General features: G+C 57.3%; 25 protein-coding genes. 12 read left to right on the top strand and 13 right to left on the bottom strand.

Annotated features, from left to right (window positions below; translation table 11 throughout):
• Positions 1-29 precede the first annotated feature (29 nt).
• Genes gspK through gspG form a run of 5 tightly spaced genes read right to left on the bottom strand, consistent with a single transcriptional unit; the run spans position 30 to position 2884 of the window.
• Positions 30-974 (bottom strand): type II secretion system minor pseudopilin GspK, encoded by a 945-nt coding sequence (gspK, locus tag ACP15O_RS06990; protein WP_425095332.1) that lies wholly within the window; start codon positions 972-974, stop codon positions 30-32.
• On the bottom strand, positions 971-1630 hold the full coding sequence (locus tag ACP15O_RS06985; protein WP_425095331.1) for a type II secretion system protein GspJ: 660 nt from the start codon (positions 1628-1630) through the stop codon (positions 971-973). Before ACP15O_RS06985 ends, gspK begins: the two co-directional genes overlap by 4 nt.
• The gene (locus ACP15O_RS06980) at positions 1627-1989 is read right to left on the bottom strand and encodes a type IV pilus modification PilV family protein (protein ID WP_425095330.1); all 363 of its coding nucleotides are present in this window, start codon (positions 1987-1989) and stop codon (positions 1627-1629) included. Before ACP15O_RS06980 ends, ACP15O_RS06985 begins: the two co-directional genes overlap by 4 nt.
• Positions 1990-1994: 5 nt before the next feature.
• Positions 1995-2453 (bottom strand): type II secretion system protein, encoded by a 459-nt coding sequence (locus ACP15O_RS06975; RefSeq protein WP_425095329.1) that lies wholly within the window; start codon positions 2451-2453, stop codon positions 1995-1997.
• Positions 2438-2884, bottom strand: a complete 447-nt coding sequence (gene gspG / locus ACP15O_RS06970; RefSeq protein ID WP_425095328.1) for a type II secretion system major pseudopilin GspG — start codon at positions 2882-2884, stop codon at positions 2438-2440. The genes ACP15O_RS06975 and gspG overlap by 16 nt, the downstream gene beginning before the upstream one ends.
• A 126-nt stretch (positions 2885-3010) precedes the next feature.
• Between gspG and ACP15O_RS06965 the strand changes: the two genes are divergently transcribed.
• The 8 genes from ACP15O_RS06965 to ACP15O_RS06930 all read left to right on the top strand — a co-directional run bounded on the left by ACP15O_RS06965 (position 3011) and on the right by ACP15O_RS06930 (position 12852).
• Complete coding sequence (locus ACP15O_RS06965; protein ID WP_425095327.1) at positions 3011-3784, top strand: prepilin peptidase; 774 nt, start codon at positions 3011-3013, stop codon at positions 3782-3784.
• A gap of 179 nt (positions 3785-3963) precedes the next feature.
• Positions 3964-5424, top strand: a complete 1461-nt coding sequence (locus tag ACP15O_RS06960) for a tetratricopeptide repeat protein (RefSeq protein WP_425095326.1) — start codon at positions 3964-3966, stop codon at positions 5422-5424.
• Entirely contained in the window at positions 5421-6557 is a 1137-nt protein-coding gene (locus tag ACP15O_RS06955) for an SEL1-like repeat protein (RefSeq protein ID WP_425095325.1), read from the top strand. The genes ACP15O_RS06960 and ACP15O_RS06955 overlap by 4 nt, the downstream gene beginning before the upstream one ends.
• A 130-nt stretch (positions 6558-6687) precedes the next feature.
• Entirely contained in the window at positions 6688-7104 is a 417-nt protein-coding gene (locus ACP15O_RS06950) for a hypothetical protein (protein WP_425095324.1), read from the top strand.
• Between the two features lie 46 nt (positions 7105-7150).
• The gene (locus ACP15O_RS06945) at positions 7151-8350 is read left to right on the top strand and encodes a hypothetical protein (protein ID WP_425095323.1); all 1200 of its coding nucleotides are present in this window, start codon (positions 7151-7153) and stop codon (positions 8348-8350) included.
• A gap of 86 nt (positions 8351-8436) precedes the next feature.
• A complete protein-coding gene (locus ACP15O_RS06940) occupies positions 8437-9075 on the top strand; it encodes a sulfotransferase family 2 domain-containing protein (protein ID WP_425095322.1) in 639 nt (212 codons plus the stop codon).
• Positions 9076-9098: 23 nt separating this feature from the next.
• Positions 9099-9767 (top strand): hypothetical protein, encoded by a 669-nt coding sequence (locus ACP15O_RS06935; protein ID WP_425095321.1) that lies wholly within the window; start codon positions 9099-9101, stop codon positions 9765-9767.
• A gap of 7 nt (positions 9768-9774) precedes the next feature.
• Positions 9775-12852, top strand: coding sequence for an FG-GAP-like repeat-containing protein (locus ACP15O_RS06930; protein WP_425095320.1), 3078 nt, complete (start codon positions 9775-9777; stop codon positions 12850-12852).
• Between the two features lie 28 nt (positions 12853-12880).
• Here the strand turns inward: ACP15O_RS06930 and ACP15O_RS06925 are convergent, their stop codons facing one another.
• From ACP15O_RS06925 to ACP15O_RS06905, 5 genes are read right to left on the bottom strand one after another with little or no spacing between them, the layout of a single operon-like run.
• Entirely contained in the window at positions 12881-14914 is a 2034-nt protein-coding gene (locus tag ACP15O_RS06925; protein ID WP_425095319.1) for a hypothetical protein, read from the bottom strand.
• 2 nt (positions 14915-14916) lie between these two features.
• Complete coding sequence (gene motA / locus ACP15O_RS06920; protein WP_425095318.1) at positions 14917-15786, bottom strand: flagellar motor stator protein MotA; 870 nt, start codon at positions 15784-15786, stop codon at positions 14917-14919.
• Between the two features lie 59 nt (positions 15787-15845).
• Entirely contained in the window at positions 15846-16418 is a 573-nt protein-coding gene (locus ACP15O_RS06915) for a MotE family protein (protein WP_425095317.1), read from the bottom strand.
• A 41-nt stretch (positions 16419-16459) separates the two neighbouring features.
• Positions 16460-16825, bottom strand: coding sequence for a hypothetical protein (locus ACP15O_RS06910; RefSeq protein WP_425095316.1), 366 nt, complete (start codon positions 16823-16825; stop codon positions 16460-16462).
• Between the two features lie 12 nt (positions 16826-16837).
• Complete coding sequence (locus tag ACP15O_RS06905; protein ID WP_425095315.1) at positions 16838-17359, bottom strand: flagellar basal body-associated FliL family protein; 522 nt, start codon at positions 17357-17359, stop codon at positions 16838-16840.
• A gap of 120 nt (positions 17360-17479) precedes the next feature.
• Between ACP15O_RS06905 and fliF the strand changes: the two genes are divergently transcribed.
• The 4 genes from fliF to fliP are packed head-to-tail and all read left to right on the top strand — an operon-like array spanning position 17480 to position 20661.
• Entirely contained in the window at positions 17480-19063 is a 1584-nt protein-coding gene (gene fliF, locus ACP15O_RS06900) for a flagellar basal-body MS-ring/collar protein FliF (protein WP_425095314.1), read from the top strand.
• The gene (locus ACP15O_RS06895; RefSeq protein WP_425095313.1) at positions 19063-19659 is read left to right on the top strand and encodes a FliH/SctL family protein; all 597 of its coding nucleotides are present in this window, start codon (positions 19063-19065) and stop codon (positions 19657-19659) included. Before fliF ends, ACP15O_RS06895 begins: the two co-directional genes overlap by 1 nt.
• The gene (locus tag ACP15O_RS06890; RefSeq protein WP_425095312.1) at positions 19652-19939 is read left to right on the top strand and encodes a FliM/FliN family flagellar motor switch protein; all 288 of its coding nucleotides are present in this window, start codon (positions 19652-19654) and stop codon (positions 19937-19939) included. The genes ACP15O_RS06895 and ACP15O_RS06890 overlap by 8 nt, the downstream gene beginning before the upstream one ends.
• Positions 19936-20661 carry a flagellar type III secretion system pore protein FliP gene (fliP, locus tag ACP15O_RS06885; protein ID WP_425095311.1) on the top strand — a complete coding sequence of 242 codons (726 nt, stop codon included), beginning with the start codon at positions 19936-19938 and terminating at the stop codon, positions 20659-20661. The genes ACP15O_RS06890 and fliP overlap by 4 nt, the downstream gene beginning before the upstream one ends.
• Here the strand turns inward: fliP and ACP15O_RS06880 are convergent, their stop codons facing one another.
• From ACP15O_RS06880 to flgK, 3 genes are read right to left on the bottom strand one after another with little or no spacing between them, the layout of a single operon-like run.
• Entirely contained in the window at positions 20662-21768 is a 1107-nt protein-coding gene (locus ACP15O_RS06880) for a flagellar basal body P-ring protein FlgI (RefSeq protein WP_425095310.1), read from the bottom strand.
• A complete protein-coding gene (locus ACP15O_RS06875; RefSeq protein ID WP_425095309.1) occupies positions 21768-22760 on the bottom strand; it encodes a flagellin in 993 nt (330 codons plus the stop codon). Before ACP15O_RS06875 ends, ACP15O_RS06880 begins: the two co-directional genes overlap by 1 nt.
• Complete coding sequence (gene flgK, locus ACP15O_RS06870) at positions 22760-24202, bottom strand: flagellar hook-associated protein FlgK (RefSeq protein ID WP_425095308.1); 1443 nt, start codon at positions 24200-24202, stop codon at positions 22760-22762. Before flgK ends, ACP15O_RS06875 begins: the two co-directional genes overlap by 1 nt.
• Between the last annotated feature and the right edge of the window lie 22 nt (positions 24203-24224).

The raw sequence follows: 24224 nt of genomic DNA, 5'->3' as shown, positions 1-24224 counted from the left end.
GACGGCTGGGGGCGAATTGTGCAATCCCGCTAAGGCCGCGAGGTCAGGCGCCAAATGACCGTCAGCGCAGCAGGAACGCCCTTGCGGTTCAGCAGTACCTGGCGGCTTGCGTGCTGGCCATCCACGCTGGCCGTAATCTCAAGGCCAAACCATTCCGAGCTGACCTCTAGCTGGTTTTCTCGTATCTGCTCAGGGTCTGTATCAGTCTCTGAATCGCCTGAATCCGTCTCGTCTGCGGTGGCCAGGCCGACGGCGACCATGAAGGACTGAACCGATGCGAAAGGCCGTTCGCGGCGTTCGGCAAGAAGTTGATCAATGGCAGGGGCGCTGAGATTCGGAAGAAAAGCCGCCAGAACCTTTGGGTCGGCCGTATTCGGGTTCAGCTTGCTGCCCCCTGGCAGGGCGGTCAGATAGGGGCGCAGCAGTTCGCGGCCACGATCCGAGAGACCAGGCATCCTGTCCAGTTGCCGGATCATCAGCAGGGCCCCGCCAACCGGGTCTTGTGGCGGATCGAGCCGCAAGAAAGCCCCCCGGTCAGACGGCCCTCCGTTTTGCAGTAAGGCGCGCAGGGTTTTGCCGTCTTGTTCGGACACGCTCAGCCCATCGAGTAGCCGGTCAAACGCCGCCTGCGCGGCCCCGTTTTCAGGATCGTTCAGCCAGTTGACGTTAAAGCGCCCCTGCAAATCCGCAATCCGGCCAGCGACGCGCCCACGTTCAAGCGGAACGTCATAGGCGGTTTTGGCCCAGATGCGCTCAAGGTGGTCGGGGCCTCCGTCCGCGGACTGGCTGAGGATCTGGATGGCCAGGGACTCGAACGCGTCCAGATTCAGCGTGATCTGAGCCGTCGCGCGGCTTTGGCTAAGCTGCGCGCGCCCGGTTTCGGCCCGCGCCAGCAGCAGCACTGCAATCGTTGTCAGAGCAGCCACCAGGATCAGGGCGTTCACCAGAACAAATCCGCGCGTGCCGGGGTTCATTGCAGGGTCTCCAGCAGGGGAACGGGGCCGATACCGTCAAGATGCAGGGTGATCTCGATAGCCCGAGGCAAAGAGCTGGAATACAGCTGTGGCACGGGCGCCCCGCCATCTGAATCCGGCCCGCCCGCGCCGAGCCCGAAATCGCCCGTTCCGCTTAGCCCCGGTTTCCACCCGGCCTGCCCCCAATGGCTGCGTATCTGCATGTCCGATACCCCTTCGAGCAGCAGAACTTCGGGGAATTGCGCATTCCGATAGGCCGGAATCAAGGTGGGCCAGACGGTGCGCCACAGCTGCCGGGTATGACGATCCAGCCGGTATGAAACCCGGTGCATTCGCGGCGGATCATTCAGATTCAGCCCGTTTTGCCCGCCGATGGACAGCGCAAAGCCATCCAGTGTTTCCGCCGCAGCCGAGCGGGGCGGCGCGCGCTCGGGTGGGAAAAACAGCATGGGCACGGCGGCATTCAGATCAGCGCGGATCAGGCTGATCGCCACCGAGATTTCCTGCATCCGGTCCGAGCGATCCAGCAGGCCGTCGCGTTGACGCAGCATCGCAGACAGGGCCTGGGCACCCATCACGGCGACCAGCGCGAAAATGGCCATGGCGGCGACCAGCTCGATCAGGGTCAGCCCGCGCGTATGGCGCAGGCGGCTCATCTGAATGCCCCTGGGATGTCCGGCGGCAGATAGAGCGTCAGCCCCGATTTCTGCCCCGAAGGTGTCTGAGCCAAGAGCGTGGTCTTGACCAGCCCGGCCTGGGTGCGCTGACGTGTTTGACTAAGAGTGATGTCCATGGGGCCGATTTTTACGACGCTTGGCAGGTTGGCAAAGGGGCCCAGCAGTTGCAGCTCTTGCGCGCGGTTTCGTGCGGCGGTGTCGGCCAGCAGGCGGGGCAGCTCGGCGCCGATGGCGGCGCGGGCCTGATCGGAACTGCGCAGCGCCGCCAGACTGCCAATGGACAGAACCGCAATGGCCACCACCAGTTCAAGCAAAGTCAGCCCGCGCTGACGTTTCATGCGCTTCATCCGTCGCATGTCAGGGTGCTCCAGCCGTCATTGCGGCACTGGATTCCGCTGGGGAATTGGATGGTGAACGGGGTGCTTTGCCCCGATGGTAAATACAGGATTTGCGGGGCGCTGGCGGGGCCGTAGCGATGGTTCCGGAGGATGCTTAGCACCACCTGACCGTCCCAGGTGACGCGTGTCTCGGCGATCTTCCAGCCGTCGGGGGTGTGGCTGGCGGGGAACATGCCGCGCGGCTCGACCCGCAGGCCGCGGATCTGCTGCCCGGTGATGGCCAGGGTGCGCAAATTCCGATGGGCCTGCTGAAACAGAGACTGCGCCGAGGCCCCCGGCCCGTCCGATCGGCCAAGCGCCAGCGTTGCCCCGACAGACAGAACCGCCAGAACCGCGACGGCGACCATCAGCTCGATCAGAGTGAACCCGCGCGGGGCTGGAATGCGGGTTACTTGGCGCTCCATGATCCGATATCCGCATTCGCGCCATCCCCGCCGGGGGACGCGTCCGCACCATAGGTGAAGATGTCGAAATCTCCGTGTACGCCGGGAGTAAGGTATTGATAAGGCTGGCCCCAGGGGTCAACCGGCAGCCGATCCATATATTGCGACCAGTTCGCGGGCACCGGATCTGAGCCGGGCCGGGTGACCAGCGCAGACAGCCCCTGTTCGGACGTGGGATAGCGGAAATTGTCCAGGCGATACAGCTGCACGGCACTGGCAATGGCGGCGATATCGGCCTGGGCTCGGGCGGCGCGAGCCTGATCGGGGCGGTCGATGACACGCGGCACGATCACCAGCGCCAGCACCGAAAGAATAACCACGACAACCATCAGTTCAAGCAAAGAGAAACCGGCGTCTTTTTCGGAATGAGGGGGTAAATCGGCTTGGGTCATAGAAAAATCCTGTTGCTGCGCCCGCATGATAAAGAGAAGTCGCGCGCGCTGTCTACTGATGCCTAACGCAAGCCGCGGCTTGCGGGCAATGGACAAAAGCGGGGGGGCAGGTCAAAACTGCGGCGGATGCAACTGACTGACCCGATCCTTTTGCTGCTGGTGATGTGCGGCCCCTTTGTGGGGTCGTTCCTGGGGGTGCTGGTGGATCGGCTGCCGCGCGGACAGGATGTTGTCTGGGGGCGATCTGCCTGCCGTCGGTGCGGCACCCGGCTGGCGTTTCGGGATCTGATTCCGGTGGTTTCCTATCTGTGGCTAAGAGGGGCGTGCCGGCATTGCGCAGGGGGGATCGCGCCCTGGGTTCTGTATCTGGAAATTGCGGCCACGGGGGGGGCTGTTCTGGCCGCGATGGCGGCACCGTCGGCCGGGCTGGCCTGGGTTTGGGCCGTGTGGCTTTGGCTGCTGCTGGCCTTGGCGATGTGCGATCTGACTCGGTTTCGTCTGCCCGATCCGCTGACGTTATGTGCGTTTGTCGTGGCTCTGGTCATTGCGGTTATGCCCGGCGGGATCGGGATGCAGGCGGGTTTGACTGGTGCATTGGCGGGGGCGGGCAGCTTTGCCGCTTTGCGCTGGGGATACCGGGCGCTGCGCGGGCGCGAGGGCCTGGGCCTGGGGGATGTGAAGCTTATGGCCGGGCTGGGGGCCTGGAGCGGGGTAAGAGACCTCCCTCTGTTGGTGCTGATTGCCGCCTCCTGCGCCCTGGCCGTTGCGCTTGTGCCGCGCGTGCTGGCGCGTTCTCGGGGGACAAAGCCGCTGGCCCTGCGCGCGCTTCCGTTTGGGGCCGCCCTATGCGGATCGGCGGGCGCCTTGTGGCTGGCGCGTGTTCTGGCAGTGCCGCTCTGAGTCGTTGAATTTTCAATCCGATCCGCCTAGGGTGACGGCGCGAACACCAAAGATTATCCGCAGTTTTTTGGACAGATTGAATTATGTTTCGGCTACGATCCTTCTTGCGGCCAGGCGCCGCTGCGCTGGCTGCGCTGACCTTTAGCTCTCAGTTGTTGGTGGCTCAGGATTTACCTGAGATGTCCGCGATTGAACAAGCCTGGCAGCGTGGCGATTTCATCACTGTCCGTGAGGGGCTGAAACAACTGGCCGAACAGACGGATCGCCCGCTGGCGCATTATCGTTACGGGCGCGTGCTGCTGGAAGGCCGGGGCGGTCCCGTGGATGTTCCGGGGGCCGTTGAATGGTTACAGCGCGCGGCAGATGGCAATGATGTGAAAGCCGCCACTTTGCTGGCCCGTATCTACCTAAGCCAGATGCCGAACGGCCCTGCGCGTGATACCGAGCAGGCGGCGGTTTTACTGAACAAGGCCGCCACCCGAGGCGAGGCCGAAGCGCAATACTATCTGGCGCTGCTGTATAAGCAGGGCGAGGGCCTGCCCAAGGATCTGACTCAGGCGTTCAACTGGCTGCTGGCCTCGGCCGAGCAGGGCTATATTGAATCGCAATATGAGCTGGCGAATGCGTATGCCGAAGGTTTCGGAACGCCTAAAAACACGCCCCAGGCCCTGCGCTGGCTTAGCATGGCAGCAGATGGGGGGCATGCGAATGCGCAGTTCTTTCTGGCTATGGCGATGGATCAGGGGCAGGGCGCGCCATTGGATCGCAGGGCGGCTTTGGGGTGGCTACGGCGCGCGGCAGAGTCCGGGCATGTCATTGCGCAGCGCTTTTTGGGTAAAAAATACCTGCAAGGCGACGGGACCGAGGCAAACGAAGCCGAAGCGGTCCGCTGGCTGCAATCCGCCGCCAAAGCCGGCGATGGGGTGGCATATTACCTGATGGGAACGGCCTTTCGTGGGGATTTCGGCATTCCGGCGGATGCGAAACAGGCCTGGGACATGTTCCATGCGGCCTCGCAGCACAGTTATGGCCTGGCAACCACGGCGATGGGGCGGATGTTAGAGACCGGCCAGCTTGGTACGGTGAATTTGGCCGATGCCGTCACATTGTATCGCCGGGCGTTGCAGCAGGGCGATCAGGCGGCGGCGGTGCATCTGGGCAAGATGGCTGGGGCAGGGACGCTAGAGGGGTTGGCACCTCCGCATCTGGCGGTGCCCTGGGCGATGGCGGCGGCTGACAATGGCGATTCCGCCGCGTTGGACTGGGTCCATGGCCAAGCCAAAGCGGGACTGCGCCCGGCACAAGCCACGTATGGGATCTGGCTGACGAAGCAAGGCCGGGCCACCGACGCCGTGGCGTTTTTGCAATCGGCCGCGCAGAAGGGCGGGATTGATGCTCAATACCAGCTGGGCCTGATGCGGACGACCGGCAACGGGATTGAACAGGACTATGTTCGCGCGCATTCCTGGATGAATATCGCTGCCACAAGCGGCCATACCGAGGCCGCGCAGAAGCGCGATGTCCTGAATGATTTGCTAACCCCGGAACAGGTGGCCGAGGCTCAGGCGCTGACGCGCGCTTATTTTCAGGCGGCCCGCAAGGCCGGTCTGGACAGCGCTCAGGAGGCAGGGCGCGAATGAATCTGTCGCGTATTCTGCTTGTCTTGTGTCTGGCGCTGCCGCTGTGCGCGCAGGCGCAGGCCGCAAATGATGCCGAATCCATGTACCAGAAGGGTCTGCAATACCAGACGGGCGAAGGTGTGTTGCAGAACTATGCGCAAGCGGCCGAATGGTACGCCAAGGCGGCAGATCAGGGCCATCCGGCGGCCCAGAACAGGCTGGCGCAGCATTTATTCGAAGGGCTGGGCACTGCGCAGGATACTCAAGCCGCGCTGACCTGGTTTGCCCGCGCGGCAGAGAGCGGCGATGCCGGGTATCAGTTCGATTATGCCACGGCGTTGCAGACCATGGGCATGGAGACACAGGCCGCGCAGGTCTATCTGCTGGCGGCAGATCAGGGCCATCTTGAGGCGCAGACCAGCCTGGGGGTTCTGTATCAGAACGGTCAGGGCGTGCCTCAGGATTTAGAACGGGCGCGTGCTTTGTATGAAGGGCCCGCAGATGCCGGACTGGCGCGGGCTCAGAACAATCTGGGGCTGCTTTACGTGCGCGGCGACGGTGTTGAGCAGGACTATGAACATGCCGCGCAGCTGTTTCAGCTGGCCGCCGAGCAGGGGCTTCATACCGCGATGACGAACCTTGGCGTCATGTATGAAAACGGGTTCGGAGTAGAACGGGACGAAACCAGGGCCCATGAGCTCTATCGCATGGGGGGGCGCAAAGAGACCGGGGAACAGATTGCTCTGCCGCTTTATGATCCGCGGCTGGCGCCGCCTGTCATGACCCCCGAGGCCCAGGAGATTTTGCAAAGGTCTGCCCAGGCCCGAGACCCCATCGCGCAGTTTCAGCTGGCCTGGCTGCTGTTGCAGCCCCGGACGGTTCCGTTCGAAGATCAGCGCCTTGCTGCGCGCCTGATGGAGGAAGCCGCAAAATCCGGTCTGAGCAGCGCCATGGCGAACCTGGGATGGATGTATTTCAGCGGTCTGGGCGTACCTCAGGACTATGTATTGGGGCATATGTGGCTGGTGCTGGCCAGCGCGTCGGGCGACGCGCAGATTCAGGCGGTGAACGCACAGCTATCACGAAATCTGCTGCCCAGTCAGATTGACGAGGCACAAGAGAAGGCCATGGCCTATTTACAAGCAAAGCATTAAGCTTAAATATTCGGTTTTTCGAATTATTTACCAATTGGTTTGGAAAATTTTAGCTAATAGGTTAACATTACGTCAATCTCGGCCATTAGAAGCCATTTTGTTGAATCACTTTAAAGGAGGTCATTGAATTATGACGATTAAATCCGGTATTTTGGGCGTCATTTTTGCGATCGGTACGGCCGGCGCTGTTTTTGCGGCACCTCCTGAGCCGGTTCAGCAGCATAACTCGAACGCGATTTGGTTCGAAAACTGGACGGGTCTGAAAAAGGCCCAGATGGTTGTGGTATTTCCCAATGGAAAAATTGAAACCATCACTGCAGAAACCGGCACGCCGGTTTTCCGTCTGAGCGGCGATACCGTTCTGGATGGCGTGTACCGATATGAGATCAGCGCCGCGACCGATGAGATGGTCGAGATCGTCAACCCGATCGACAACGGGCGCGGTGAAAACGCGCGGAACGAAACGAACAAGTCCTTCTACATGTCGGGCAGGTTCGTTGTTTCACGCAACGTGATCATCACACCTGCAGATGTCAAAGAACAATAACCTGCGGGATCGCAGCCCCGCATTATTACAGAGAGACAGACACAAAATGAAACGCACTCTTTCAAAATCCATGGCCTTGATGGGCACCAGCGCCTGCGCGCTGTGCCTGATGGCAGCAACCGCCTCGGCGGGTCAGGTCTTTACCACCGATGTGATCGTCCAAGGCAGCCTTTGCGCCGGTTTCGACTGCACAAACGGCATGGCCTTTGGGTTTGACACCATCGTCCTTAAAGAAAACAACCTCCGCCTGAAGTTTGAGGACACCTCGGCCTCGGCCAGTTTCCCCAGCAACGATTGGCGTTTGCAGGTGAACGATACCGGCAATGGTGGCGCGAACTACTTTGCAATCCAAGACGCGGTTACCAATCGCAATGTGTTCCGCGTGGATGCCGGTGCGCCTGCAAACTCGATGTATGTTAACGCGTCTGGCAATGTCGGGTTCGGGACGGCGACCCCGGTGTTGAAACTTGATATCGTTGACGGCAACACCCCCAGTATCCGCCTGAACCAGGACGGCTCGGACGGGTTCCAGGCGCAGATCTGGGACATTGCAGGTAACGAAGCGAATTTCTTCATCCGTGATGCTACAAACGGCAACCAGTTGCCATTCAAAATCAAGCCCGGCGCTGACAACAACGCGCTGTTCATCGCGTCGGACAACGACATTGGTCTGGCCACACAATCGCCCGATGCGGCCCTGCACGTCACCCGCGGTTCGCTGATTGTTGAAAGTAGCGATTCGAACTCTGCCCCTACGGAAATGGTCGAAGTTCGGGGCGGCAACATCCTGATTGAGAACAGCGCGCCGACCAATATTACCCTGGACAACACGGCGGATACTGCGGCTGCTTTCCGTATTCAGGCGAACCAAACTATCCGCTTCTCATATGTCGGAAGCGGCGCGGTTGAACTGGAACTGACGGAATCGGGCAACCTGACGGCCTCGGGGTCGATGTATGCGGACAGCTTTGTCGCAAGTGGCACCACGCTGAACGTGCCCGATTACGTGTTCGCGGATGATTACGATCTGATGCCGCTGTCCGAAGTGGCGGCGTTCATTGATGCCAACAGCCACCTGCCCAAGATTCCCTCGGCTGCGGAAATCAACGCAGGCGGTCTGGATCTGACCTCGATGCAGCTGTCGCTGCTGGAGAAGGTCGAAGAGCTGACCCTGTACACACTGGCACAGCAGGATCAGATCGCCGCCCTGGAGCAGCGCCTGCAAGAAGTGACCTCGATGCAGTAAGCCTGCGGCTTATTGCGACATGAATCTAAGGAATTCGGCGCTATCATGGCGCCGAATTCACTTTTCTGCAAAAGATCCATTGCTGAATGTATTCGTTGAAACATGCCTTTATCTACCTCCATGTCAGCAAGACCGGGGGGAACTCTATTCAGCAGATTCTGTTGCCTTTTTCAGAGGATAAGAAGGTCGTCTCGGGGCATCAGGATGGGGTGGATCGGTTTGGCCTGACGGGCAGTATTACTCCGGAAAAACATGCCTTTCTGGAACGGTACGAACAGGCTTGCCCCGGAATTTCAAAGCAAAATCAGGTGATAATCTCTGTGCGCGATCCCTATTTGCGCGCTTTGTCCGGGTATTTTTCGCCGCATCGCTGGATGCAGCCCGCCCAGAACGGAGGCTTTGAGATGCGCCCCCCGGAATGGAGCAAAACCGCGTTTCTGGCCTATCTCGACTCTGGTCAGTTACCGGCCGCGACGGACTGGTTGCGGCTGGCGGGCGCTGTGGCGCAGCCTGACCATGTTATTCGTTTCGAAACAATAGAAGAAGACCTGGCCCGCACGACACGGGCGCTGGGCTTGAATGTAGATGTGTCCGGCCAGATGCCGCATGTAAACAAAACTGCGGAAACCGGCACGCTGAAACAAGAACTGGCGCAGGATCTGGCGCTTCGGGATCTGGTGCTGGACCGCTACAAAGAAGATGCCGACCAGTTTGGATACGGCTAACCATTACCCAAGGATTCACGCATATGGCGTTGGTTTCATTCGATCACAATCTGATCTTCTTTAAGACCCGGAAAACCGCGGGCACCAGCATTGAAACGGATCTTTCTCAGCGTCTGGAAACCGGGGCGGTCGTGACACCGATCATTCCGCCGATGCCCGGACATGAGGCGCGCAATTACCAAAACGAAAAGGGTGAGCAGCTCTATTTCAATCACATGCCGGCCAGTTTGATACGCGACAGGCTAGGGGCAGAGAAATTCCAATCCATGACGCGGATTTGCGTTGAACGCGAACCTGTGCGGAAATGTATCAGCTATTTCCACATGCGGCGGAACTCGGAACTGCACAATCCCGGCGGGGCCTATCAGCTAAGCTGGGACGAGTTTGTCGAAGCCGGAGAGTTTACCATTGATCTGGACATGTACTCTGAGGTGCAAGAGGGGCGTCGGGTCAGTCTGGCGACGCATATATTGCGCTATGATCGGCTGGAGACAGAGCTGCCCGCCCTGCTGGCCAAGCTTGGGATTCCCGGATTTACCCTGAGGGCGCGGGCGAAATCGGAATATTCTCGTAACGTGCTGGTGACGCCGGATCAGGTTACGCCCGCGCAACGCGCGAGGATCGAAGAAGCCTATCGCGAGAACACGCAGTTTCTAGACCAGTTTGCAGGAATAAATTGGTCGCAACGCTAGGATCAACATGGTCGAGTTCATCCGGAAACCCTATGAAAAACGCTTCTTTCTGGCGCTGCTGATCGTCGCCATTCTGGCCTATCTGTTTTGGACGGGCTCTCGTTATCCGGCGCTGAACGAAAAGGCGATGATGTCCGGCGCGATCCAGCTGGAGGACGTGCTGAGCTTTGAAGCGAGGTTCCCGATCACACCGGAAATGGGGATATTCGAGCGGATTTTCTGGTCCACACTGAACTGGATCAACACCAATAAAAAAGGCATGACATTCGGCGTTTTGTTCGCTGCGGCCTTTCTGACGGCCGTGTCCTACCTGCGCATCAAAAGCTTTCGTGGCGGGCTGGCGAATTCCTTTCTGGGGCTGGCGATCGGGACGCCGCTGGGGGTTTGTGTGAACTGCGCTGCGCCGATTGCGCGGGGGATGTATTCCAGCGGGCTGCGCGCTGAAACGACGCTAAGCGCGATGATCGCTTCGCCGACGTTGAACGTGGTGGTGCTGACGATGCTGTTCAGTCTGATGCCGTTCTATATGGCGGTGACAAAGGTGGCGTTCAGCCTGTTGATTATCCTGGCGCTGGTGCCCGTGATCTGCCGGTTGCTGCCGCAGACGCAATTGCCCGCCGACCAGCAGATCAGCGCGCCCACCCCATGGAGCGCCGCGGAACTGGGCGCGCCCTCGGCTGAGACCCTGCCCCAGGCCCTGATCGGGGTCGCCGTCACCTATGCGAAAAACCTGTGGTACATCATCGTCAAAACCGTGCCGCTGATGCTGTTGGCGGGGATTTTGGGCACCATTGTCGCCGTCGCCCTGCCCGGAGAGGTGATCATGGATCTGCCGTTCTCTTTTCTGGTGCTGGCCGTCCTGGTTGTGATCGGGGTTTTCCTGCCGGTGCCCATCGGGTTTGATGTGGTGATGGCCGGCGTGTTGCTGGCCTCGGGGTTAGAGCATGGCTATGTCATGGCGCTGCTGTTCACGCTGGGCAGTTTCTCGGTTTATTCGTTCATGATTGTTGTGCAGGCCCTGGGCGCGCGTGCCGGGTGGATGCTGGCGGCCTCGGTTGCGATTTGCGGCGCGATCACGGGGTCTGGGGTGCATCAATACCACCAATGGCAATCGGATCGGGCGCTGCGCATGTTGCAAGGTGCGGTTTCGGCGCCGTGGATGGCGGCTCAGGCCGCGACGGCCGAGCCGGATCTCATGCCGCAGGTTGTCAGCCCCGACGCGGATCGCATCACGATTCAGGCGGTTCCGTTCAATGCGCCCTCGGCTCCGGACGCGCTGCCCTTTACCCGTGTCGAGGCGCGCAGTCACGGGATCGACAAACCGCTGGAGTTTTCTTTCCGCGATATGTGGCCACCGTATTGGGAAGGCCGCAGTCTGGCCGCCGCTGATTTCGATCGCGACGGAGATCTGGATATCGCCATCGCCTCGACCGAGCAGACGCTTTATCTCTATGAAAATGACGGCACGGGGCAGTTCACGCGTCTGACCCCCGATCTGGGCCCGCTGACCGGGCTAGAGCTGTTCAACGCCGCCTTTGCGGATATCGACAATGATGGCTGGCCGGATTTGTTCCTGACGTCCTATGGCCAGGGGAATTATCTGTGGCGCAATGTCGAAGGCCGGTTCGGCCACCAGCCCGCGCAGCCTGTCGTGAACAACCCCGATACGCCGCTGACGCTGGCGTTGTCGATTGCCGATCCGGACCGCGACGGAGACCTGGACGTCGCTTTGGGAAACTGGGCAGCAGGCTGGTATCGGCGGATCCCCGGCGAAGAATCGCGCAATCGCATCCTGTGGAACCAGGCTGGCACTCTGACAGGGGATGATTTTACCGCGCTGCCCGGCATTCCCGGTGAAACCCTGACCATGCTGTTTTCCGACATCAACGACGATGGCGCGGCGGATTTGATCGTGGGCAATGATTTTGCTGTTCCGGATTATTTTTATCATGGGGATGGGCAGGGTGGTTTTCATCAAATCACCAGGTCGGATGCGCTTATTCCGCATACGACCACCACCACCATGGCCATCGCAGTCGGAGACCTGACAAATGATGGACGGCAGGAAATCTATCTGGCGCAGATTGCCGGGCGGTCCTCTGGTGTTTCCGAAAAGCTGAAGATGCAGCCGCTTGCGCACTATTGTGACGTGATTCAAAATCCTCAGGATCGTGCGCTGTGCCAGAAGAACATGCAGATTAAGGCCTGGTACAGGTCGGGGAATAATTTTGACCCGACCTACGCCAGTAATTGTCAGAAGCTGACCGGGCGGTATCAGGCCGAGTGCAAAGCGATGCTGGTTAAGGATCTGGCGATTCAGCGCCGTGATGCCTCTATTTGCGCACTGATTCCTGCGTCGCAGCCGGTGCCGCGCGCCTATTGCGACATCCACTTCAAAGCGCCGCGCCCCGTTACAGCGCAAGAGGCGGATCAGGCGATAGAGCAGGTTCTGCGCTCGAACGTGTTGTTGCAGTGGGATGGGGCCCGATATTTGGATCAGGCCGGCGCATTGGGGTTGGAAATCGGGGGGTGGAGCTGGGATACCAAGCTGGGTGATTTTGACAATGATGGTGATTTGGATGTCTATGTTGTGAATGGAACCTGGGTGCCGAACGAGGTGTCGCCCTCTAACCTGTTTTTTGAAAATGATGGAAACGGGCATTTTCGTGAGGCCAGCGGCCCTTATGGCCTAGAGGATTATCTGATGACCGCCGCAGCACTTCAGTTCGATATGGACAATGACGGTGATTTGGATGTGCTAACCCACACTGTGAACGGGCCGATTGTTCTCTTCCGAAATAACAACCAGGCGCAGGCGATTTCGGTTTCGCTGCATGACACGGTTGGAAACCGAGATGGTATCGGGGCGCAGATTGCTCTTACCATGGATGATGGGCGCAAAGCCCTGCGCGAAGTGCAATTGGGGGGTGGTTTTATGTCATTCGACGCGCCTGTCGCGCATTTTGGCCTAGGGACGGCGATGACGGCCAAGGCTTTGACTGTTCGCTGGCCGGATGGCTCAGAAACCGCGATCAAGGGGCCGATTCGGTCAGGCGCGTCGTACAGGATCATTCGGTCACGTTAATTGGCGATTCTATCCGGCGTGGTGATCATCAGAAATTCGTTGAGGTTTGGGCAAGAATTTCCTCTAGGCGACTGCGTAGTTCGCGACTCTTGTTCAAGGCGTCATGACCCTCAGCCAAAGTCGAGGGAGCCTGGCGCAACGGGGGCTTCTCAGGAGGGGCGGGAAATTGCCTGTTTGGTGGCTCGGCAGATCTTGCCCGTGTCAGGAGCTGATCAACATCCTCGCCGCGCAGGCCCAAAAGCTCAGCCTTGGCGGCAAGGTGGTTACCAGTGGCCAGTAAAATCTCGGCTTGCAACAGGCGACGGTCACGCTGAACAGATGGGCCTGAAACCCTATTCAAATATTTGGACGCCATATCGGGAAAGCCAAGGTCTAAGAAACGGCGCGCGACAGAAAGAGATAATCCTGGAGGCAATCCATCAGCTTGATCTGCCAGCGACGTGCTATAGCGCATGAATTCAAAGTCCGGCGCGGCTTCGACAAGCGCTGTTAAAAACTCGGTCTCTACGTTGATTGTTGGCGCTTTGTCCGGATCAAAAGTTTCGCGCAGTGTCCAGGCATCTGCGAAATGTCCTGCCGCAAGCTGCGCAGAAAACAAGGTTCGATTGAGCCTTTGAGCGATTTCCTCATCTCGGTATTGATATGCGTAGCCGATCAACAGCTCGAGTGTTTCATCCGATACCGGACGCTTTGCATCCAGTTCAGTCAGAATGAGCTGAATGAGTGCCTCCGCTGAAATCGGTGCTTCTGATTGGACCGTTGCTGAAAATTCGGCAGTTGCTTTGGGTGCGTTACCCTCATGGAGGTGTGATTTAGCGTTTGCAAAATGGTATTCAGCCGTTTCGCGCATTTGCTGACGCGCCACATTCCCAAGTATGAAATCCGCCTCTTCTTTCGCGCTGAGTTTTAACAGTCGTTCGGCGATACGCGGCCCCAGAAGATTTTGAAGATCCTCGGGCAGATAGGTGAAATTAAGCGCCACGGATTTTGTATCCAAATCCCTGAAATCCCCGCCAGATGCCAAGGCCCACAATAGGATTCTGCCTTTACAGGTCGTCAGGGCGTTCCAGTTGATTGGGGCCACCCCCTCTATCTGGTCAATCGTCATGGCCATTGATTCAAGTAGAGGGCCATCCTCAGAGTTTTCCATTTCCCGCAGAAGCGCGATTGCCTCGGCACCAAAGCCATAGGACAAGTAGTGGCGCACCATGCGAAGGGCGCTCTCTTGATTGATTGGTGTTATCTCTCCACCAAGGGATTTTCTTAGTTTTGAGAGGCCATCCGGGAAATTTTCACCAACCTGCCAATCAGCGATTTCAAGCCTAGTGTCCGCGATACATTCGATCCCGCTATCTGAAACATCTGGTGTATTCATCAAATTTTGGAGCGCGCTATGGACGGGCAAATTGGAGGTAACATTTGATCGCGGGATTGCTTTCGGCGCGTCGTTCAAAGGTATCGTATTGCTGTTTGGCTGCTTTTGAGGCGGTGAGGGTGAGAGTTCCAACAAGCCCATATTGGTTGCACGGGAGAGTTGCTCCAGCAGTTTGCGCTCGGTGCCTTGGACCTGAGGATGAGGCTTCTCTATTGTGCTGTTTTGGGCCTGTGTAAAATTTTCCTCAGCCATCTTGTGTTTGGGCGGGCTAACTTCGCTTCTTTTAAGACTACCCAGTACACTCGGCCGAGGCGGCGGCAGTGCCTGGTTTTCAGGTTCTGATCGCACGTCAACGACCAACATTCGTTGGCCGGTACGATAGATGGAAACCTCGCATTGGCAGCCGAGACTAATTTCCAGAACGCCAGGTGTCGCGGCCAGAGAACTGATACGATCACGGCGAATGCGTTCGAATGCTTTGCTGATATCGAATGTGGTATCTTGCCCAGACATCACGAGTGAAACTGAGTTCTCGGTCTTTTTTTGCGACCAGTTCAATTCGCTTGGCAAATGCAGGACAAGCCGCGTAAAATCCGCATGTTCACCCCCCAAAACGCGCACGGCATCAGCAAACGCGGGCGGTGAGGCCAGTAAAATAATACACAGAGCGGCGCGCAGAAACCTCATACTCAGGCTGCCTCTTGTTTTATTGTCTTTAGGGCTTCTTCCAGATCTGTGAAGCTGGGGCGATGATGAGAGGGGGTGTTTTGACGGCCGACTTCGATGCACATGTTTGTTGGGTGGTTGTACAGGTTTGCCACCAGCACTTCTCGAATGAGATGGTAAAAGTGGCCGTCTTCTTCAACGACTGCTTTCACTTTGGAAGCAAAAGGTGCGACCAGGCCGTAGGCCAGAAAAACGCCCAAAAATGTCCCGACCAATGCGCCACCAATCATTTTCCCCAAAATTTCAGGGGGTTGATCAATCGACCCCATAGTTTTGATAACGCCCAAAACCGCTGCAACAATGCCAAGTGCGGGAAGGCCATCGGCAACAGTTTGCAGAGCGTGACTGGAGTGGAGAGCGTGATGATGGTTCGCTTCCATCCGTTTTTCCAGAACCTCTTCAACTTGATGCGGGTCGTCATAGTTCATCGCAGCAGACCGAAGCGTGTCACATATAAGGTTCACGGCTTCTTTGTCAGTTAAGATCTTGGGATATTTTCCAAAAATTGAGGATTCTTCAGGCGACTCGATATGCTCGTCCAGACCAACGGGGTTGGAACGGGCGACGCGGATCAGTTCAAAGAGCAGACAAAGCAGGTCTTTATAATCCTCGTTCTTCCATTTGGCGCCTTTGAAGACCTTTCCAATGTCTTTGACTGTATGTTTGATCCCAGCGAGGTCATTGCTGATCAGGAATGCCCCGACAGCGGCGCCTCCGATCATCATCATTTCAAACGGCAGGGATTTAAGGATGATTCCAAGTTTGCCGCCTGCTGCCAGGTAGCCACCGAAAACCATGGCAAAAATTACGACGATCCCGATCAGGCCGAACATGTTATTTTTCTCCGTGTGTGGAAATCTCAGTTTGGACGTTTTGGGTTAACAGGGGATTTTCACTCTTTGGGTACCTCGGCATTTCTGCCGGCCAACACCACGCTAATGGTGTACGCCGCATTCGGGCTAAGCCCGGCCAGCACGCCTGCGGCGGCTTCGGGCTGCATGCGCGCCAGAAAGCCGGCCGCGAAATTCGGGTCCATTTCTTCAAACAGGGCGGCTGCATCTTTGGGTTTCATGTTTTCGTAGACGGCGACCAGTTGACCGATGTCCCGTTCGGCGGCTTGATCCGCTACGGCCAGGGTGCGGCTCAGTTCAGCCTCGATTTGCCGCAGCTCAGCCAAACGCGCTGTGATTTCGCGGTCTGCGATTGCCAATGTGCTCATACGCTCTTCGAGCTTTGCTTCGCGCTCATCAAGCTGCTCTTCGCGGGCTGAGAAGGCCTGGAGCATCGCTTCAAGCTCGCCTTCGGTTTTACATTCCTGGGTCTGTACGGGTTCTGGTGCCAAAGAGGTTTGCAAAGTGCCGGGTTGTGCTTGGAAATGCTCTTCGGCTTTGGCCCAGGCCTCATCCGCGCCCGTGGTTATCCGCAGAATCGCCGACCCCAAGAGCAAGCAGGCAATGACCGACAAAGAGCCCCGGCCCACGCGTGCGCCGCGCCGTTTTCGTTTGCTCATAGCTGCCTTCCTTCCTGACCGTGGCGGAAGAACATCGCTTCGGGTTGCGGTTCTGCCTGGGGTTGTGCAGGGGGCGTGTCCGGCAGGTCGTGCATAGAGGCAACCAAAAGCTCAAGCCGCTTGGCGACCTGCTCGGCCCGGTCGGTCAATCCATCAAGTGATTCCGTTGACGAATCTGCCACCGACTGGGCCGCCTTTAGTGTGTTCGTCAGGTCATCCACCTGCGAGGACAGCACCGCAACAGCCCCGCCAACCCCATTTTCCAGATCGTTGAATCTGCTCAGGCGTCTGGCCAGAATAAAGCAATAGAAACCGGCCCCTAGCGCGCCAGCAACCAGCAAAACGTCCGCGATAAATTCCATTCCCATTTCCTCTTAGTTCAGGACAAATTCCATGATCAGCAGGTCGTTCACGCGATCCTGCCCGACAACGATCTGCACGCGCCGCAACATCTGTGCGCGAAGACGCACCAGAGATGTGGGTTTCTCCAAATCCGATTCGTCGACCGCACGCAGATAGCTGTTCAACACGTCCACGATGCGCGGCATCAACATTTCAACCTCTTTGGCGTATTCCGAGGGCGTTTCGACCTGCCCTTTGAAGCGCAGGTGCTGCGCGGTTGCCCGCGGGCCGAGCGAGATCAAAAGCGGGTCGATCGGGACAAAGGAAACGTCGCTGGCGGCATCCATCGGCTGGCCGTTTCCGTCTTTTTCGTCATGCGTTGCAGATGCCTCATGCTCTGCCGCATGAGACGATTCGCCAAAGGGCAACATCCCGGATTGCGCCGCGAAAAAGCCGCCACCGCCACCAGCCACAGCCAGGAAAACCCCAATGATCATAGGCAGTTTTGACGATTTCTTCGTGATTTCTTCTTCAGGAGCCTCGGTCGCCGTCATGGTCGTCCTCGTTTGTTTGAACAAATCCTCAATAGCCCGAGAGGAACTAACCGATTGTTAAGGCTGATGATGGAAAGTCGCTGACACAGGGCAGAACGCCCGCTGTGACGGAGGAATGTCGTGCAACAGCTTCTACAAGTCTGGTCAGCGCTGGATATGCGCAAAAGAATCCTTGTTGGACTGGCTACCGTGGCCATGTTCGCCTCGATCCTGGCGATGTCCCGAATCGTGTCGGCGCCGAATATGGTGCTGCTTTATGCGGGACTGGAAAGCTCGGCCGCGGGGGATGTGGTGCAAGCGCTGGAACAGCGCGGGGTGGATTATCAGGTGCGGGGGGGCTCGATTTTTGTCCCTGATACGCGTCGGGATGAACTGCGCATGACCCTGGCCAGTGAGGGGCTGCCAGCCAATAGCAGCAGTGGGTATGAACTGCTGGATAATCTGACGGGCTTTGGCACGACGGCCCAGATGTTCAATGCTGCGTATTGGCGCGCCAAAGAGGGTGAACTGGCCCGTACGATGCTGGCCAGCCCCAGTATCACCAAGGCGCGCGTTCATATTGCCAACACTGCCAATAACCCCTTTCAGCGGGATCTACGGCCGACGGCCTCTGTTTCGGTGGATGCGACGGGCGGGCTGACGGCGAACCATGCCAAAGCGTTGCGCTTTCTTGTGGCCTCGGCGGTGTCAGGGCTGGAACCAAGCGATGTTGCAATCATAGATAGTAGTGGGGGCCTGATCAGTGCCGATGAAACAGCCGTCCCTGCGGCTGGCGATGATCGGTCTGCCGAACTGAAAGACCGGGTGCAACGAATTCTGGAGGCGCGTGTGGGCCCCGGAAACGCAGTTGTAGAAGTTTCCGTCGAAACCATAACCGAAAGCGAATCGATCCGTCAGCGCACCTTTGATCCGAACGGGCGGGTTTTGGTCAGCTCGGATACCGAAGAGAGCACGAATAATTCCAAGAATGCCGCTGGCGGGGACGTGACGATTGCCTCGAACCTTCCGGATGGTGAAGCGGGCGGGGACGGAAATTCTTCGGCGCAGACCAGTCAGACGCGCGAGCGCGTGAACTACGAGGTTTCCGAGACGCAGCGTGAGATTATTCGCGCACCCGGATCCGTTAAACGGCTGACCGTGGCCGCGTTGGTGAACGGTGCCCTGGTGACGGATGATCAAGGAGAGCAAAGCCTGCAATTGCGTCCTCAGGAAGAGCTGGATGCGTTGAAGGAACTGGTGGCCTCTGCTGTTGGGTTCGACGCCGAGCGTGGTGACGTTATCACTATGAAATCACTTATTTTTCAGCCGGTCGTCCCCCTGGGAACCGAGGCGAGCTCAAGTTTGTTCACTCTGCCCCCGCTGGATGTGATGAGCATCGTCAAACTTGCGGTCGTGGCGCTTGTGACCTTGATCATGGGGCTGTTTGTTTTGCGCCCGATTCTGTCCAAAGCCCCACTGCCTGCGCCCGCCCCGGCATTGCCGCCGGCCGAATCCTCGCCGCCCGCATTGACTGGTGAAATCGACGATAGCGAGGCTGATCTTTCGGATCTTCCTGTCGTCAGCTCGGATACAGCAATTGCTGCGGTTAGCGCCCAGACTCAAGAAGACGCAGTCGAGCGGTTGCGCGGCCTGATCAATGACCGCCGTGACGAAACAGTCGAGATTCTAAGGAGTTGGCTGGAGGATGAAGAGGAGAGAGCGTGATGGCGATTACTCATCTCTTGCAGGATTTTGGCAAATATCACGGCAGCGGGCCTGACCCGGTACTGACGGATGCCACTCTTGAAGAGCATCAGCTTGAGGCATTCGAGCAGGGCTATCAAGCCGGGTGGGAAGACTCGGCCAAAGCTCATGCAGAAGACCACACGCGTGTGAGCAATGAGCTTGCGGAATCTTTGCAGCAAATGTCGTTTACATTTGTCGAAGCGCAGACCCAAGTCTTGAAATCTTTGCGCCCGCTGTTTCAGCAGATCGCTGAAACGGTTTTGCCACAAATGGGTGATGTGTCGTTGCCTCTGCTTGTGTCTGAGCAGCTCTCGGCTTTGGCGGCTGAACACTTGGGGGACACGCTTACGCTGGCTGTTTCCGAAGCAGATCGCGCTTCGATCGAGTCTGTTGCAAAGAACTTTGGCGGAGCATCGCTTCAAATAAAGACAAAACCGGCTCTTGTGCGCGGTCAGGTTGAGATTTCAAACAAAACGCAAGAGCGGAGCATCGATCTGCACCAGGTGATCGTTGAACTGACGGAAGCGATTGAAGCATTTGGAAATGAAACTGAAAGGATGTCCAGCCATGGATGAAGCTAAAGACAGCACAAGCCCCAAACAGAATCCATTTTCCTCTGTGCCAGTGGAGATCACAATATCCGTCGGCAAAGCGCGCCCGCTGATCCGGGACTTGCTCGCGCTTGAGGAAAACTCGGTTTTGCCACTCGACAAACGCGTCGAGGATCCTGTCGAGCTTTATATCGGTGATCGGCTTATCGCGCGCGGCCAATTGGAGGAATTACCTGGTGAACAAAAAGGCAATTTGGCCGTTCGTCTGACTGAAGTGTCGTCGATGCAGGAGAGCTCAAAGTGAAAAAATTAGCGTTCCTTTTTGGAATCTTTCTGGTCTGTTTACCTGTAACTGCCGAAGCACAAAGCATCAGCATAGACTTTGGCGAAGATTCAATGACGGGACGCTCTATTCAGTTATTCCTGTTAATATCGGTACTAAGTTTGGCACCTGGAATCGCAATCATGTTAACATGTTTCCCATTTCTGGTGACGGTTTTGTCTATTCTTAGACAGGCGATTGGCCTGCAACAGGCACCGCCAAACATGATGATCGTCAGTTTGGCACTGTTCCTTACCTATTTTGTTATGGAGCCTGTGTTCATAAAAAGCTGGAGCGAAGGGATTGCGCCCCTGCTTGAAAATAGAATTGAGCTGGAAGCAGCTTTTCAGCGTGCAATCCAGCCCTTTAGAATTTTTATGGCTGCCCGATTGGATGCGGAAACTTTTCAACAAATTTCAGATTTGCGCGGGTTAGATTCCGGAATTGGAGCGGCGCAAGAGGCCCCTCTCTCCATTTTGATGCCAAGCTTCCTGTTGTCTGAGATTGCGCGTGCATTCCAGATTGGCTTTTTGGTTTTTCTTCCTTTCGTCATCATCGATCTAGTTGTTGCTGCGATCTTGATGTCGATGGGGATGATGATGGTGCCGCCTGCCGTTGTTTCGCTGCCATTCAAGCTGGCTTTCTTTGTCATCGCCGATGGATGGTCTTTGGTAGCCAGTGCTCTGGTCACTGGCTACTTCTGATTAGCGAACTACGAATTCTGCGTGCAAGGCGCCTGCTGCTTTGATGCTTTTGAGGATGTCGATCATGTCCCTGGGTGAGACGCCCAGGGCATTCAGCCCGGAAATAACCTCAGACAGAGATGCTCCGCCATCGACTTCGGCTAATTGAGGGCCATCTTCCTCTTCCAATTCTGTGCGAGACCGAGGAACGACCACCGTTTCGCCCTCAGAAAATGGGTTCGGTTGAACCGCAACGGGGGCTTCTTGGATTCGTAGTGTCAGGTTGCCTTGCGACACCGCAACTCGGGAAATTCTGACGTCTTCCCCCATGACGATTGTGCCGGATCGCTGATCTACGACGACTCGTGCCTTTCTCTCTGGTTGGATCGAGATATTCTCGATGCGCCCAAGGGTATGTGCTGGTGAACGCATACGTGTTGCTGTGATGTCCAGCTGTACAGTGCCGGCGTCCAGCATAAGCGCCACGCGTTTACCGAAATCCTTGTTGATTGCGCGTTCGATTCGACCGGCGGTGGTGAAATCTGGCTCTCTGAGTGCAAGCCGCAGGCTGGTCAGAGAGGCGAATTCGAAATCGACTTCTCTCTCTACGCGGGCTCCTGATGGGATGACGCCAGAGGTGGGGACACCTTGTACGACGCTTGCCGCTGCACCTTCAGCCGAGGCGCCGCCAGCTATCACAGTGCCCTGGGCCACAGCATAGATCTGTCCGTCAGCCGCATTGAGAGGTGTCATGACAAGCGTGCCGCCAAGCAGGCTTTTTGCATCTCCAATTGCGGAAACTGTTACGTCTATTTGAGAACCCGTTCGCGCAAAGGGGTGTAGCGAGGCAGTCACAAACACGGCGGCGACATTTTTGGGGCGGAACTGCTCGCCTGCGACATTGACGCCTAACCTTTCCAGAATGTTTGACATGATTTCTTCGGTGAACGGAGCGTTGCGCAAACCATCGCCAGTGCCGTTCAAACCAACCACCAAGCCATATCCAACCAAGTCATTCCCACGGACCCCATCAAATTCGACCAGATCCTTCAGGCGAATGGTATTGGCGGCGGCCGTCGATTGGATGGCACACAGAACGAGTGTCAGAATTGCAAGAATTTTTTTCATTACAGATAGTTAACCAGTGATAGCCCAGACAGGCGGGCGGTTAGGGTGTAGAGCGCTTCAAGTTGGAACTGCGCGTTCTCCAGTTCTGTGGCGGTTTGGTATTCATCGACACCCAGCAGCGTTTCGCGGGCGTACTGCAAAGACAGCTGTTCTGCGGATAGGGCGACGCCGATTTCTTCGATGCGTTCCTCTGCGAAACCCAGATCAGCGCGTAGCCCCGTGAGGTTGTCCTGTTCCTCCAGCAAATTCATGCCAGATTGCACCAGAAGATCCTGTTGGAAACCTTGGTCCGCGTAATCCTGACTGATTGCGGCCAGGGCCATATCCGCCATCAAGCTGCGCAATTCGCTTGCGTCCGCCCGCAAATCCAAATGGATCGTGTCTTGCTCTCCGAGTTTGAGAGGTGCCAGGTTTTGGTCAGATCCCTGATAGGCTGTGGTGCCAAAGCCGGCGTCTGACATAAACCAATCGTTTACGGCTTGCTGAATATCGTCATAGGTACTCGCACCGGCGATGGCGGTGCGCAGTGCTGTCAAAATGTCATCCGCGCTGGCGAGAGCGGGGCCATTTGTTATGTCCCCCGCAAAAACCGAACGTCCAGCGTAGCTCGTATTCAGCGAGTTGATAACCGTCGAGAATTGTTGCTCTGCCTGGGACGACAGAGTGTTCCAGGTCTCTTGTGTGGCGTGGCCGGCGCTCAGAAGATCTGCGGCAAGTGTCTCGCTTGTATTTTGGACATTCTCCAAAGCGGCCTGCATCGCTGTCGTGAGGCCTTTGGCCTCATTCGTTGCTGTTTCATAGGCTTGTGCAGTTTTGGATCTATGTTCGATGTCAGACAGGTAACGGTAATCGCCAGCCAAATGTGTTGCAGGTGTTGTTGTTCTGCCCGAGGCCAGCTCCTCTGTCAGCTTTGCGATTTCGGCACTTAGGGAAGAGTTCTGCCGTCGCAAGGCGAAAGTCTGAGCCAGATCACCCATTGAAACCAATTTCATCAGCCGATCTCCATCAATTGTTGAAGCATTTCATCGACAGCCTGAATGATCTTTGCGTTTGCCGCGTAGGACTGTTCGATTAATAGAAGCTTTTGCATTTCCGCGTCTGTATCGACGCCTAATGCCAGTTCCATCTCTTTCAGTTCGGATTGGCGTGCCGCGGCGAAGCTCAGATCCTGTGCGGTTTCGGTTTCACGAAGCCCCATAGATGACAGGAAGTCTGAAATCAGGCTTGCGGTATCCCGCGACGCGCTGCCCAAAGCATCCGAAGACGGGCTGGAAATTGCGTTCAAAGCCGCTTGCATTGACTGCAAAAGCGTGGCGTTGCCGCCTGCTGTTTCTGTCGTTGTGCCAAGGCCATCACGCAGTCGCCAAAGATTGCCTGCATCCGGGTCGGCTGCTGTATTCAGCCCGATCCGAGAAGCAAGACCCGTTGTTACGCCAGCCGTAGCGCCATCATCCCAGAACAGGCCGGGCTCTCCGGGGGGCAGACTGTCATCAAAACCAGTGCCAAACCGCTCGATCAAGTCCAGGGCAATTGTGTCCAATTCGGACTGGATTTCCGGCAGCAGTTCATCGCGGACGGTAAAAAGCGCGCCTAAAGACCCGCCGGACATCGCGCCGCCGTCAGCTGTGGAAACATCCGATCCATTGATCTGCAGGCCGGACAGCAACCCGTTTTCCAAAGACATATGCGCGACAACTGTATTGTTGGGCGTAAAGCTTAGCTCGGCCGCTTGCCCATCCAGTAGAACAGCGCCTCCGGGCGTCATCAGCGCGACAGTGCCCATGTCGCGCTGAAGTTCCTGAACGGGAACCATTTGCGAGATCGTGTCGATCTCGGCTTGGCGCTGATCCATAAGGCCCGCAGTGTCCCGGCCCTGCGTTGTTGCGGCGATGATATCTTTGTTTAGCTGCTCAACATTTTCGAGCGCGAGATTCAGCTTGGCGATTTGGGTATCAATAGCGTTGTCGGCTTCGGCCCGCAGGGACTGAACGCTTTGGGACATGCTATGCAGCGAATCCGCGATCGCAGTGGCCGAATTCCATACGGATTGCAGGCGGGTTTCGGATTCCGGCAAGCTGGCGGCGGCAATCAAATCAGACTCAAAATCAGCCACAAGAGACGTCAGCGAACTGGGCTTGGTGGGGTCGGCAATCACCGTCGAAAGCCGGTCCAAATACCCACTTGTTACCTGAGCCGCAGCTTGCGTACTGTCTGCATGGCGCCGGTCACCCAACAGTGCCTGGTCCACCAGCCGGGTTACCCCATTGATGGATACGCCGCCACTTGCGCCGCCGGTACGTGCGGACAGGGAAAGCTCTCGGGTGGCGTACCCGTCATTCATGGCATTCGAAATGTTGGACGAGACCACCCCAGCCCCACGGGCTGAGGCCGTCAGGCCAGACAAAGCATTGGACAAAGCGCTGGACAGAGACATGTGCGCTCCTTTCTAATTCAGG

The sequence above is a fragment of the Youngimonas ophiurae (nom. illeg.) genome (assembly GCF_049803795.1).
In the GTDB taxonomy this organism is placed as follows: Bacteria; Pseudomonadota; Alphaproteobacteria; order Rhodobacterales; family Rhodobacteraceae; genus Thalassobius.
The sequence above is the reverse complement of the archived record's forward strand: the minus strand, read 5'-3'. Positions and strand labels throughout refer to the sequence as shown.

What these genes read in the sequence shown, in the direction of transcription:
- gspG (WP_425095328.1), bottom strand. Translation starts at nt 2,884, where the DNA reads ATGACCCAAGCCGATTTACCCCCTCATTCCGAAAAAGACGCCGGTTTC.
- ACP15O_RS06960 (WP_425095326.1), top strand. Translation starts at nt 3,964, where the DNA reads ATGTCCGCGATTGAACAAGCCTGGCAGCGTGGCGATTTCATCACTGTC.
- ACP15O_RS06945 (WP_425095323.1), top strand. Translation starts at nt 7,151, where the DNA reads ATGAAACGCACTCTTTCAAAATCCATGGCCTTGATGGGCACCAGCGCC.
- ACP15O_RS06890 (WP_425095312.1), top strand. Translation starts at nt 19,652, where the DNA reads ATGGATGAAGCTAAAGACAGCACAAGCCCCAAACAGAATCCATTTTCC.
- ACP15O_RS06930 (WP_425095320.1), top strand. Translation starts at nt 9,775, where the DNA reads ATGGTCGAGTTCATCCGGAAACCCTATGAAAAACGCTTCTTTCTGGCG.
- ACP15O_RS06910 (WP_425095316.1), bottom strand. Translation starts at nt 16,825, where the DNA reads ATGGAATTTATCGCGGACGTTTTGCTGGTTGCTGGCGCGCTAGGGGCC.
- ACP15O_RS06965 (WP_425095327.1), top strand. Translation starts at nt 3,011, where the DNA reads ATGCAACTGACTGACCCGATCCTTTTGCTGCTGGTGATGTGCGGCCCC.
- ACP15O_RS06905 (WP_425095315.1), bottom strand. Translation starts at nt 17,359, where the DNA reads ATGACGGCGACCGAGGCTCCTGAAGAAGAAATCACGAAGAAATCGTCA.
- gspK (WP_425095332.1), bottom strand. Translation starts at nt 974, where the DNA reads ATGAACCCCGGCACGCGCGGATTTGTTCTGGTGAACGCCCTGATCCTG.
- ACP15O_RS06940 (WP_425095322.1), top strand. Translation starts at nt 8,437, where the DNA reads ATGTATTCGTTGAAACATGCCTTTATCTACCTCCATGTCAGCAAGACC.
- ACP15O_RS06980 (WP_425095330.1), bottom strand. Translation starts at nt 1,989, where the DNA reads ATGAAACGTCAGCGCGGGCTGACTTTGCTTGAACTGGTGGTGGCCATT.
- ACP15O_RS06880 (WP_425095310.1), bottom strand. Translation starts at nt 21,768, where the DNA reads ATGAAAAAAATTCTTGCAATTCTGACACTCGTTCTGTGTGCCATCCAA.
- ACP15O_RS06985 (WP_425095331.1), bottom strand. Translation starts at nt 1,630, where the DNA reads ATGAGCCGCCTGCGCCATACGCGCGGGCTGACCCTGATCGAGCTGGTC.
- ACP15O_RS06950 (WP_425095324.1), top strand. Translation starts at nt 6,688, where the DNA reads ATGACGATTAAATCCGGTATTTTGGGCGTCATTTTTGCGATCGGTACG.
- flgK (WP_425095308.1), bottom strand. Translation starts at nt 24,202, where the DNA reads ATGTCTCTGTCCAGCGCTTTGTCCAATGCTTTGTCTGGCCTGACGGCC.
- ACP15O_RS06935 (WP_425095321.1), top strand. Translation starts at nt 9,099, where the DNA reads ATGGCGTTGGTTTCATTCGATCACAATCTGATCTTCTTTAAGACCCGG.
- ACP15O_RS06925 (WP_425095319.1), bottom strand. Translation starts at nt 14,914, where the DNA reads ATGAGGTTTCTGCGCGCCGCTCTGTGTATTATTTTACTGGCCTCACCG.
- ACP15O_RS06955 (WP_425095325.1), top strand. Translation starts at nt 5,421, where the DNA reads ATGAATCTGTCGCGTATTCTGCTTGTCTTGTGTCTGGCGCTGCCGCTG.
- ACP15O_RS06975 (WP_425095329.1), bottom strand. Translation starts at nt 2,453, where the DNA reads ATGGAGCGCCAAGTAACCCGCATTCCAGCCCCGCGCGGGTTCACTCTG.
- ACP15O_RS06875 (WP_425095309.1), bottom strand. Translation starts at nt 22,760, where the DNA reads ATGAAATTGGTTTCAATGGGTGATCTGGCTCAGACTTTCGCCTTGCGA.
- ACP15O_RS06895 (WP_425095313.1), top strand. Translation starts at nt 19,063, where the DNA reads ATGGCGATTACTCATCTCTTGCAGGATTTTGGCAAATATCACGGCAGC.
- motA (WP_425095318.1), bottom strand. Translation starts at nt 15,786, where the DNA reads ATGTTCGGCCTGATCGGGATCGTCGTAATTTTTGCCATGGTTTTCGGT.